The sequence below is a fragment of the Thermoflexus sp. genome (assembly GCF_025055495.1).
In the GTDB taxonomy this organism is placed as follows: Bacteria; Chloroflexota; Anaerolineae; order Thermoflexales; family Thermoflexaceae; genus Thermoflexus.
This window is the reverse complement of sequence record NZ_JANWXB010000077.1, coordinates 1-11124: the sequence shown is the minus strand read 5'-3', so window position 1 is coordinate 11124 and position 11124 is coordinate 1. Positions and strand designations below refer to the sequence as shown.

10 protein-coding genes, 1 tRNA gene and 1 pseudogene are annotated in these 11124 nt (G+C 63.8%); 5 read left to right on the top strand and 7 right to left on the bottom strand.

Features of this window, described 5'->3' with window-relative positions; all coding sequences use genetic code 11:
- From NZM16_RS13975 to NZM16_RS02830, 6 genes and pseudogenes are all read right to left on the bottom strand, one after another.
- Positions 1–106 (bottom strand): aminotransferase class V-fold PLP-dependent enzyme (locus NZM16_RS13975; RefSeq protein WP_367280996.1); only part of this gene is annotated, 106 nt, incomplete at its 3' end.
- Between the two features lie 339 nt (positions 107–445).
- Complete coding sequence (gene recO / locus NZM16_RS02845) at positions 446–1237, bottom strand: DNA repair protein RecO (protein ID WP_295478409.1); 792 nt, start codon at positions 1235–1237, stop codon at positions 446–448.
- Between the two features lie 341 nt (positions 1238–1578).
- Positions 1579–1845 carry a cold shock domain-containing protein gene (locus NZM16_RS13970; RefSeq protein WP_366946240.1) on the bottom strand — a complete coding sequence of 89 codons (267 nt, stop codon included), beginning with the start codon at positions 1843–1845 and terminating at the stop codon, positions 1579–1581.
- 30 nt (positions 1846–1875) lie between these two features.
- Positions 1876–2004: pseudogene (locus NZM16_RS13965) on the bottom strand (zinc-ribbon domain containing protein); the annotation flags it as partial.
- Positions 2005–2185: 181 nt separating this feature from the next.
- The gene (locus tag NZM16_RS02835) at positions 2186–3316 is read right to left on the bottom strand and encodes a LysM peptidoglycan-binding domain-containing protein (RefSeq protein ID WP_295478406.1); all 1131 of its coding nucleotides are present in this window, start codon (positions 3314–3316) and stop codon (positions 2186–2188) included.
- Positions 3313–3891, bottom strand: a complete 579-nt coding sequence (locus NZM16_RS02830; protein WP_295478403.1) for an HDIG domain-containing metalloprotein — start codon at positions 3889–3891, stop codon at positions 3313–3315. The genes NZM16_RS02835 and NZM16_RS02830 overlap by 4 nt, the downstream gene beginning before the upstream one ends.
- 113 nt (positions 3892–4004) lie before the next feature.
- Between NZM16_RS02830 and NZM16_RS02825 the strand changes: the two genes are divergently transcribed.
- Positions 4005–4739 (top strand): hypothetical protein, encoded by a 735-nt coding sequence (locus NZM16_RS02825; RefSeq protein ID WP_295478400.1) that lies wholly within the window; start codon positions 4005–4007, stop codon positions 4737–4739.
- A 4-nt stretch (positions 4740–4743) separates the two neighbouring features.
- A tRNA-Lys gene (locus NZM16_RS02820) sits at positions 4744–4816 on the top strand.
- Between the two features lie 281 nt (positions 4817–5097).
- On the opposite strand, the gene NZM16_RS02815 is transcribed toward NZM16_RS02820, so the two are convergent.
- Positions 5098–5901, bottom strand: coding sequence for a glycerophosphodiester phosphodiesterase family protein (locus tag NZM16_RS02815; protein WP_295478398.1), 804 nt, complete (start codon positions 5899–5901; stop codon positions 5098–5100).
- An 868-nt stretch (positions 5902–6769) separates the two neighbouring features.
- On the opposite strand from NZM16_RS02815, the gene NZM16_RS02810 reads away from it, so the two are divergent.
- The 3 genes from NZM16_RS02810 (at position 6770) to NZM16_RS02795 (ending at position 10923) form a co-directional block, all read left to right on the top strand.
- A complete protein-coding gene (locus tag NZM16_RS02810) occupies positions 6770–8233 on the top strand; it encodes a M4 family metallopeptidase (protein WP_295478395.1) in 1464 nt (487 codons plus the stop codon).
- A 33-nt stretch (positions 8234–8266) separates the two neighbouring features.
- Positions 8267–10105 carry a thrombospondin type 3 repeat-containing protein gene (locus tag NZM16_RS02800; RefSeq protein WP_367280994.1) on the top strand — a complete coding sequence of 613 codons (1839 nt, stop codon included), beginning with the start codon at positions 8267–8269 and terminating at the stop codon, positions 10103–10105.
- A gap of 605 nt (positions 10106–10710) precedes the next feature.
- Positions 10711–10923 (top strand): hypothetical protein, encoded by a 213-nt coding sequence (locus tag NZM16_RS02795; RefSeq protein WP_295478392.1) that lies wholly within the window; start codon positions 10711–10713, stop codon positions 10921–10923.
- Positions 10924–11124 lie beyond the last annotated feature (201 nt).

Sequence of the window (11124 nt, the reverse complement as noted above, 5' to 3'; positions counted from 1 at the left end):
CAGAGTTCCCATAGATCTCCGTGAAATAGGGCCGCATCGCCTCCACCACTCGCGGGTCCACCGGAGTGGTCGCCGAATGATCCATGTAAACCGTCCGCGCCGCCATGACCCTCTCCTCTAAGGCCCATCGGTTTCGCACGGGACATCGAACTCACCGCACGCGTTGGGAATGTAGCGCTTCCTCATTCTAAACCTTCGGGGAAAAATCCCGCAAAACCTTCCCTCAGGATCCACCGAGGCCTGTTTGCCGGACGAGGCGAGGGGGCCTCACCCCACTTGATCCTCGCTCCCCTGGCCTAAAGGGCCGCGGGGAAATATGAAAACGGGGATGGGGCGTTGGCCTTCGGTCGCCGCCCCATCCCCGTTCTTTTCCTCGCTTTTGAAGCGAGCGAGGCCGCAGCGCCCTCTGGATGGAATCGAGGGTAGGTTGTTCCAGCGAATGCAGCTATCCCTCCGGCTCACCCCCTGTTCGGGAGGCGCGGGTGAGCTCGCTGAGGAACGCCAGGGAGCGAGGGCGGCGCTCCAGGATGGCCAGGAAGTGCCGGCTGATGATCTCCCCGAGCTCCTGGATGGTTTGGAGACTGAAAGGGGCGGCCCGGAAAGCCGGGTAAGTGCTTCGGAGCGCGAAGCGCATCGCCTTCAGGGCCCGACGGCTTAGGGGGCGGGCCGCCGGGAATCGCGGGGCGCATCGGGGACAGAGGACCCCTCCCCGCGGGGGGTCGAAGCCATAGGGCCCGCGCTCCTCCCGGAGCGGCTCCCCGCACCCGACACAGAATTCCACCTGGGGGCGGAACCCAGCGATCTCCAAAAGGTGAAGCTCATAGTAACGAACGATCTGCTGGAGCTCGTCTTCCGTATCCAGCCGATCCAGCGTGTCGGCTAACAGGCGATACAGCGCCCGGCTCTCCTCCCCTTCCGGGGCGAAGGTCTCCGCCAGCTCCGCCACATAATGGGCCAGCGTGCTGCGGGTCAGATCTTCTCGAAGGCGCGGGTGGGCGGCGATCACCTCCGCCTGGCTGATCACGTCCAGCTCCCGTCCCCGGGCGAGAAGCAGGGAAGTCCTCATGAACCGCTCCACGTGGCCAGCCTTCCGGCTCCGGATCTTCCGCACGCCCTTGGCCAGCGCCCGTAGCTTCCCGAACTCCGGCGTCAGCAGGGTCAGCAGGCGATCCGCCTCCCCGAAGTCCGACCGCCGGAGCACAATGGCTTCCGTTCGATACAAACGCTCTCGATCCATCCCTTATGCGTTATCCTTTTTCACTTCCACACCCCATGGGAGGTCCCTCAGAGCAGGCAGATGCCCAGTTCTGAAAAGCTGTCCTGCTCATCCGGGCAAGGTTCTGCGACTCCGAAGATTCAGAACTTAGAGCAACCTTCAATTCCCCCCTCTCCACGACCCGAAGGGCCATCGGAAGGGGAAAGCCTCCCAGGGGCGGAGTGCCTGGACGGAGGGTCTATCGTTCATCGGCTGGACCCAAGCCGATATCCGTCCACCCGGGGCGAATTCAACGGCCCAGCGGCCCATCGGTGGATCGCACGCGACGCGCTATTTTTTATAGGGGCGACCCTGGGGCGACTCTACCCGGCTGACGCGGCAGGGTGCTCGGATTCCGGCAGAGAAGGCGCAGGCGTGGGAACCGGCGTTACCCGAACGGCCTGAGGCCCTTTCGGGGTGATCTCAACCTCGAAGGTCACCGGCTGATCCGCCTCCAGAATCAATCCAGGGCGAGCGATGCCGGTCCGGTGGAAGAAGATCTCCGTGCCGTCCTCGCAACGGATGAACCCATATCCCTTCTCCGGGTTGAACCACTTCACCCGGCCCTCGTAGACCTGCCTGGGTTCCAGCTTCCGCTTCGGTTTGGCCGCCTCCGCGCGACACCGAGGGCACATCGTGGGCTCGACCAGGGGCTGCCCAGCCTCCACCATGCGCCGCTGCTCGGTCACTGTGAACACAAACGGCCGTCCACACTTCTCACAGGTCAACAGTTTATCCGCGAAAGGCATCGAAGCTCTCCTTCCAAGTTCCGGGATCTCGCATCGAGAGATTGTGCTCTAATTCCACTCACATTATAAGCGACGGATCCTTTCACCGGTTTCGTTTCCCATAACCCGTAAGGACGTCATGGGCAACTTTCAAACTCTCCCGCGGGGTTTGGGGCTGGGGCACCGCCTTCGAAGGAATCCCTTATCGCGTGGGCGTAGGGGATAGCCCGCCGGCGCGCCAGCGGAAGGTCCGGGCAGACGCCGGGCCGGCCGAGACGAAGCGCACCGTCCCATCCCGTTCGATCACCCGGCGCACCACTTGGACGGTCCAGCGGAAGGTGTGGAAGCGGGGTTCCTCGCCGGCCGCCGTCTGAAGCAGCGTCGCCGGGACATGCCAGGCGGTTGCCCGGGTGCGGAAGCTGCCGACCTCAACGCCGTCCTCCCGGAACAACCGCACTTCATACCACTCCCCGATCTCCAGCCAGCCCACGGAGGCCCATTGGAGCAGCACCGGCAACCCCGGCCCTTCCACCTGAGCCCCATCCGGCGGGTAAAGCAACGGCGGCGGCGGGTAAGTGGGCTCCGGGGTGGGCGTCGGCGTCGGGGTTGGGCCCGGCGCCGGGGTGGGCGTGGCCAGCGGGATCACCAGGGCCTGGCCCGCCTGGATCCGTTCAGGGTTCGCGATCCCATTGGCTGCCTGGATGGTCTGCATGGGAACCCCATAGCGCTGGGCGATGGCCAGCAGCGTCTCCCCCGGCTGGACCACATGGATGATCTTATCCGGCCGCGGCGTCGGCGAGGGAGTGACCCCCGGCGGCAGGGTCGGCGTCGCCAGGATCGGCGTAGGCGTGTAGACCGGGACCAGCAGCACCTGCCCGACGACGATGAGGTCGCCCGAGAGGTTGTTGAGCTGGCGGATCGCCTCCACCGGGACGCCGTAGCGCAGGGCGATCTCGGAGAGGGTCTCCCCTTCCTGCACCTGGTGTTGGAGCGGCGGGATCGGCGTGGGGGTCCAGGTAGGGGTCGGCGTGGACGTCGGGGTCGGCGTTCGGGTCGGCGTGGACGTCGGGGTCGACGTGGGCGTCGGACGGGTCATCGCCGCGCGGGCCATGCGGATGACCCACCATCCCCCGCCTGCCAGGAGCAGGAGGACCAACGCGGTCCCTAACAGGGCGGACCGCCATGGGATCGGCGGCTCCGGTTCGGGCTCCAGGGTTTCGGAAGGTTGCGTGAGATCCGCGCGGCAACGCCAGCAGGTGCGGGACCGACGTGAGACCGGCATCCCGCACTGAGGACATCGTCGGAACGGGCTATAGAGAGGGGTCTCGCTCATGGAGAGGAACCATCCAGGCCGAGGATCGGGGCGATCCCCTGCATCGCCTGCAGCACGATGGCCACATGCTGATCCAGGGGAACCCCCAGCTCCGCCGCCCCCCGTTCAATGTCCGCCCGATTCACGCCCGCTGCGAACCGCTTATCCTTCCACTTCTTGAAAACCGAATCCACCGTCACACTGTAGAGACTGCGGTCCGGCCGAACCAGGGCCACGGCGGTGATCAGGCCGGTGAGCTCATCCACCGCGAACAGCGCCCGATCCCGGAGGTTGATCCGTGGGACCCCGGTGACCTCCGTGGCGTGGGAGAGGATCGAGCGAATGATATCCTCCGGCCAGCCCCGCTCCCGGAGGATCCGGGCTCCCTGGTTGGGGTGGCCATCGGGGGCCACCTGGGGGTAGCGCTCGTAGTCGAAATCGTGGAGCAGTCCGACGATTCCCCAGGATTCCTCATCCTCGCCGAAATGGCGAGCGTAAGCCCGCATGGCGGCCTCCACCGCCAGCATATGGCGGCGGAGGTTCTCATTCTGCGTGAATTCGCAAACCAGCGCCCACGCATCCTCCCGAGTGGGCATTTCCCTTCCCTCCATCCATGGGCTTTCAATTTCCGTTCCTAATTCCCGATAATTCTTTAGCAGACAAACCCATTCCAGATCGGGGGTGATTATTCTGTAACAGGGGAAGCCAGATGTCAACCCCACCCCAAAGTCAAGCTCGGCATAAGCTCCTCGGTTTTCCCAAAATGGAGGGCATCACGAGCGGTTCTAAATCATCGATTACCCCTGTTCAGCAGGCCGAGCGCATCCAAATCGTGGATATTTTGCGTGGTTTTGCTCTATTCGGCATCTTGTTCGTCAACATGCCTGCCTTCAGCCAGCCTTTTCAGGCCCTCCTGTTTCCGATGAGCCCCGCCGCGCTCTGGTATGACCACGCCGCCCGGTGGCTGATTCACTTTCTGGGCGAAGGCAAGTTCTACACTCTGTTCTCTCTGCTCTTCGGGCTTGGCTTCACCCTGCAAATGGAACGGATCGAAAGTCGCGGCGGGCGATTCGTCCTTTTCTATCTGCGCCGATTGCTGGTCCTGCTCGGCATCGGGATCGTGCATGCTTTTCTGATCTGGGCGGGTGACATTCTGATCCTGTATGCCCTGTTGGGCCTCCTGCTCCTTCTCTTCCGCAAGGCCCAACCGCGCACCCTCCTGGTGTGGATCATCCTCCTGATCGCCCTGCCGCTCCTGCTCAACGCGGCTGTGACCGGACTGGTTGCGTGGGGACGCACCGTCCCTGAAAGCGCCGCACAAATCGAGCAGGCTTTTGCCCAAACGATCGCGAACTACTCGGCCGATATGGAGCGCGCCTACCGCACCCAAACCGCCTCGAGGGATCTTGACACCTCCTGGAGCCCCCGATATACTTTAAGGTGAATAGGGGCCGTTAGCTCAACTGGCAGAGCAGGGGACTCTTAATCCCAAGGTTGCAGGTTCGAGTCCTGCACGGCCCACCTTTTCCGCCCCGGGAGGGTGGACTCCCGGGGCGGTTTATTTTGTAATCAAAGGCCACGTGGTTCGCTTTCTCCCCGCGATTGATGTGGCACGTGCTCAATCTATGGCTTCAGCATGCATCGAGGATAGGTGCGTAGGAAGCCGGCTCACACAGATCCAAACCCCACAGGGAAGCTGAGACCGTTTGGGGATTCAGATCCGGTTCCCTGAGGCCAGAAGGTTGGAGTAAAGGGCGGAGCAGCCGTTGCGGGTCGTGATCCCCTGGCTGCTCCCTGGCCCCTTACGACCCCAGGCCCCCGGACGGTCGGAGAGCCCTACGTGCGTTCCCGATCTCCTGCTCCGCCAGCAACCGGGCGAGACGGTCCGGCTCATCAGTGATGATGGCCGCCACGCCCAGATGGATCAGCCGACGCATCTCCGCCGTCTCGTTCACCGTCCATGCGACCACCTCATACCCTCGCTGATGGCACCAGCCAACCGTTCGATCGTCAATCATCCGAAAATGCAAATGACGCGCCTGGTGCGGGGCCAGGAAAGCCAACCAGGCCCGGCGCAGCGGGAGGGGCAGCTCCGGGCCCACCAGCAGGCCGCGGGGGATCTCCGGCGCCAGCCGCCAAGCCCACCGCAGGGCCAGGGGGTTGAACGAAGAAAGCAGCACCCGATCGGTCAGCCCGTATCCACGCACCCGTTCCACCACGGCGCGGACCCAACCGGCGCTCCACGGAGTGAATGCTTTCAGTTCGATGTTGTAAAGAGCCCGTTTCCCAAAGGCCTCAAAGACCTCCTCCAGCGTGGGGATCCGCTCGCCCGCGAAGCGAGGATCCATCCACCCGCCGGCATCCAGCGCTTTCAGCTCCGCGACCGTTTTCTCCCATACCCATCCGGAACCGTTCGTGGTCCGGCGGAGATCCGCATCGTGCAGAACCACCGGAACGCCGTCCCGGGAAAGGTGGACGTCGAGCTCCAGGCCATCCGCCCCCTGTTCCAGAGCGAGGCGGAACGCCGGCAATGTGTTCTCCGGGGCCATCCGGCTGGCCCCCCGATGGGCGAGGTTCAATGGACGATCGGGTCGAAAGAAAGCCATCCGGATTCTCCTCCACATCGTGAGATGGGCTGTTCAGGCTCCCCAACTGACCACCTAAACGGGGCAAGCCCCTCTGCTGTCTAAGTGCAAGGATAGGCGCTTTCTTAAAATAATAGTTTGAGCTTGCCAAATTGATCCATAATCCGCTATGATTTTTAAGCGTATTTCTGTCAGTGGAACATACGCCTTTGACGCATGACATCGCACCTGCCTGATTGATTTTTCCTCTTCCCCCTCTCCGCCGCCCTCCAGGGAGAGAGAGGAGAAAGGAAGGTGGAACCTGACTTTCTCTATGACGCCCCCACAACCGAAGGCATGCAGACTCTAAAGGCAAGTTCTAAGAGCTGATTTAAAAGTGCATGACGCCGGGACACAAGTGCCGAAGAAATCGATGGCCTTACAGCTATCGAAAGCCTGCCTGCAGTCAAGGCGAACAGATCAGACAGATTCTGTCTGCAGACGGATCGGACCCCCATCAACGCCAACCCTTCCCGACGTCGTCGGCCCATTCCATCCATAACCCGCGAGACTTCCTCGCCATCATCTCTGCCGGGGCACCATTTGTAAAGGGTCTGATAGCGGGGCTCGCCCCGGCAGCGGCCCCACATCCTGCCCCTCCGACCCCGAAGCGGGTTAGCCATATCCGTCAATGACGGAATCGAGGAGATGAAACCAATCCCCTTCTCCGGTTTGAGGTAGGCGGGATCGTCAGAGGTGATCCAACCTGCCCCAAAAGTCAAGGACGTCAGGTCGCGACGCCCCACCCCCCGTGGTCTGAAGAGCCATGGGTAGAAAGGAGGAAAAGGACTTGCTCCACACAGGGATCTGTCCAGCCGCCTTGTGAGTGACCGAAATCCAGGAGGTTGACATGAAACTGCTGACCTGGATGCTCCTCATTGTGAGTTTCCTTCTCGTCGGATGCTCCCTCTTCGCTCGCAGGGAGGCTCCTACCCCACCTCCGGCATCGCCCGGCGCAAGCCCTGGTCCTCCAGGCGTCCTGCTGCCTCCGCGCCAGGCCGATCCCCAGGTCGCCGCGCTGCGCCAGCTCGAAGCCGCCTCACAGCGCCCGGTTCATGTCCAGTTCCAGGATGGCTTCCCCCGCTTCGTGCATGCCAGCATCCAGGTGGATGGGGCGAATCCGGTGGAGCGCGCGCGCAAGTTCCTGGAGGCTTACCAGGACCTTTATGGACTGACCGACCCGGATCTGGGTCTCGCCGTCCGGCGCGGCGTCGAAGGCGACGGCGAGGACGTGATCTTTTATCAGACCTATCGGGGCCTCCCCATCTTCGCCAGCGAGCTCGCGGTTCACCTGACAGGCGACCGAGTCTATGCCACCGTCGGCAAGCTCCTCACCGACGTGGACCTCGACGTCACCCCAGCGCTCACCGCCGCTCAGGCCGAGGACGTGGCGCGGGCTGCTGTGGAGGCACCCCAGGCGCGCGTCGCGGGCGAGACCCGCCTGGTGATTTTCGACCCTCGCTTGCTGAACAACGTCCCCTCCGACCCGCGCCTTGCCTGGCGGGTCACCCTTGGAGGGAATGCCCCCTGGCAGGTGCTGGTCGACGCTCAAACCGGCGAGGTGCTGTTCAAGTACTCACTGATCCAACCCGGCGGCGGCTCCCTGCACGGCTATGACTTCGAGGAGTTCGACGCCCGCAACGAGGCGCCGTGGGATTGTTACCTCATCCCTGGCTTCCTGGTCGAAAGCATTGGAGATGAGGACGGGCTTGAGGAGGAATACCACGCCCATCCCGAGGCGGTGGCCGTCTGGTGGTTCGCCCGGGAGGTGTATGCGTTCTATCACAATCGATTTAACCGTCACTCCTACGACGGTGATTCCGCACAATTGGAGGTCTTCATTAATGCTGATGTGCCCAACGCCCAGTGGATGGGGTCCTGGCTATGCGACATCATCGTATTCCGCACCGGCTGGGTCGGCCTGGATGTGCTGGCTCACGAATTTACCCATGGCGTCATTGATCACACCTCGGATCTGATCTACGCCAACCAGCCCGGCGCGCTGAACGAGAGCTACGCCGATGTGATGGCCAGCCTGGTGGACGGGAACTGGACCATGGGCGAGGGACGGGTGGGCGGCGGCGCCGCGTTCCGCGACCTGAGCAACCCCCCCGCGTTCGGCGACCCCGACCGGATGAGCATGTTCGTGATGACCGCGGACGACAACGGCGGCGTTCATATCAACAGCGGCATCCCCAATAAGGCGGCCTTCCTGATCGCCGAGGGCGGGACGCACAACGGCTGGACCATCGCCGGCATTGGGCGGGAGAAGATGGGCCGCCTGTATTACAGCGTCATGACCCGCCTGCCCTAGGGCGCGCAGTTCATGGACGCCCGCAACGCCACCGTGGCTCGCGCGTCGGAATGGGCCGGTTCGGGCCGATACGGCTTCACGGCCTTTGATGTCTGCCAGGTGCGCAACGCCTTCGCCGCCGTCGAACTGGGCAGCGGCGATCGGGATTGTGACGGCGATGAAGATCCCGGCGATCGCGACGACGATAACGACTATATCCTGGACAGCGGGGATAACTGCCCCACGGTCGCCAATCCCCGGCAGGAAGACACCGACCGGGATGGCCGGGGCGACGCCTGCGACCCGGACGATGACAACGACGGGGTAGAAGATGGCGCCGACAACTGTCCATCCTTCGCCAACCCCGCCCAGCAAGATACCGACGGCGATGGGATCGGCGATGTCTGCGAGGACGAGGACGACGATGGGGTACGGGACCCCTTCGACAACTGTGGGGTCGTGCCCAACCGGGATCAACGCAACACCGACGGCGACCGCCTGGGGGACGCATGCGACCCGGACGATGATAACGACGGGATCGAAGATGGCCGGGATAACTGCCGGCTCGCCGCCAACCCGGACCAGCGAGATGCCGACGGCGATGGAGTCGGCGATGTCTGCGACAACTGCCGCGAGACCCCGAACCCCGATCAGGCCGATACCGATCGCGATGGGCTGGGCAATGCCTGTGACGCCGACGACGACGGAGACGCGTCCGGCGACGACCGGGACAACTGCCCTCTCGTCTACAATCCGGATCAGTTTGACATTAACCGCAATAACGTCGGCCTGGCCTGCGACGAGGGCGAGGCCATGCTCCTCGACGGGCTGCCGCGGGACATCCATCTTGTCGGCGGTCCCCGTCGCTTCGGCCGCATCCCCATCCCGGTCTGCCCGGCAGATGGCTGCCCGGATGGGTTCCCGGAGGCTTACCGCGTGGTCCTCCGGCTCACAGGCCTAAGGGGAAACGTTCACGCCTGGATTTCAGACGACAAGGGCCAGGGCGTTGCCAAAGCGCCGCGGGGGAGCGATCTGCGGTTCTTCCGGTTTCAACCAGTTGGCGGCCGGAACTATTTCCTCCATTTCGCCTTTGGCCCCGACTACCCCGAGGGCCAGTCCGAGGCGTTCTCGGCCTCGATGTCGGTGGGAGCGAGGGACGATCCACGACCGCCGCCTGCAGGCCCGACCCCGACGCCCCTGCCCCCGCCGCCGCCGCGCGGCACCACGCCTACGCCGCGGCCGACGCCTACATCGGCCCCTACCCGGACGCCGACTTCTACGCGGGCTCCCCGCCCGACCCCGACCTTCACGCCGACTCCGGCGCCGCAGGTGAGTTTCCGCGCTGACCGAACACAGATCACCGCCGGCGAATGCGCCACGCTGTTCTGGGATGCGGAACACATCGCGGGCGTATACCTGAACGGCGAGGGGGTGGTTGGCCACGATCGCCGGATCGTTTGCCCGTCGCAGACCACCACCTACACGCTGCGGGTGATCTTCCGCGACGGCGGGAGCCAGGATTACCTGATCACCATCTTCGTGCTGCCGCCGCCCAACACACCAACTCCCACGCCCGTCATTGATCGGGATCCCCCGCCAGCGCCTTCGCAACTCTCGCCGGGCGGCCAGCAGAACATCCCCTGTGCTCCGGCCCAGTTGAGCTGGAATGCGGTCAGCGACCCGAGCGGGATTCAAGGGTATGATGTGGTGCTCGAGCGGCAGTCGTTGAACAACTGGGTCGTGGAACAGAGCTGGAAAAGCATTCCCGCCACTTCCGTCTCGTTCTCCCCCAGTTGCGGACGGTTCTATCGCTGGCGGGTGCGGGCGATCGACGGGGCGGGGAACATCGGCAACTGGTCGGAGGATGCCTACTTCGGTGTCATCCTGCCCTGAAGCAACTCCCCGCCACCCCATCCACTTGGATTTGGGGTTTTGAGGAGCTGGGCCGGGGGCCTTCGGCCCCCGGCCCAGCCCTCCCCAAACGATCCCGGCGGATGTCCAGCATTCATTCAGGCCAGGGAACGAATCCTCCGGGGGCCGGAAGAGGCCCGATCCATCCCCTTACCCTCCTCCCCACGCTGCTTCGCGGCGTGGGGAGGAGGGTTCGAAACACCCTGCTCCTGCTGGGCCCAGCCAGCGACATGGGTTCTGAACATGAGCCGGGATCCTTGCCTCCTTCGCGTCATACTGTAATAATGCACCGGGAATGGAGATGCTCCCTCGGGCCACCTGCCAGCTTGCCGGACCATCGAAAAGGGAGCAAAATGCGCGTCGTAAGGTCTGTATGGGGGTGGTAGAAATTCGAGGGAAGGAGCCGGGCACTTTCAGCGCCCCGGCTTCGCTCCGAAGCCTTCCCCTCGGGAAACCAACAGCGTAATTGCTGCGCTGATTGCGCTCTGAGGCAACTTCTGCCATGGACAACTTCAGAAGAGCTTCGGAAGTTGCCTATGGCGCAGCTGAACCAGAATCGAAGCTCACCAAGGATCCCGGAGGAGTCCATGATTCCCCCTTCCCGCCTGCGATGGATTCGCGTTTTCCTCGCCGGGCTGATCGGCTCAGCTGCGGGATGGACGGTGGCCACGGCGATGCTGGTGGCCTTCGCCGCCAGGGGGCCGCTTCCCCCAGGGGGCGAGATCCTGATCCCCACCACCTCGATCGGCGCCGCCCTCCTGGCTGCCTGGCTGGCCTGGGTCAACTGGGGCAGATCGTAACTACCGTCCTTTGGCCCTTCGAGCCTCAGAGAGCAGGAACAGAAGGAGACAAGAGGCGAGGCCGTGCCGCCCGATGTATTGCGTCCTCCACCGCGTAACCCTCATCACAAACCGGGAGCCGCCCATGGTGGAATTCGCCTTCCAGTTCCCTCCGGGCTTCCTTTGGGGAACCGCGACCGCCAGCCATCAGGTCGAGGGGGA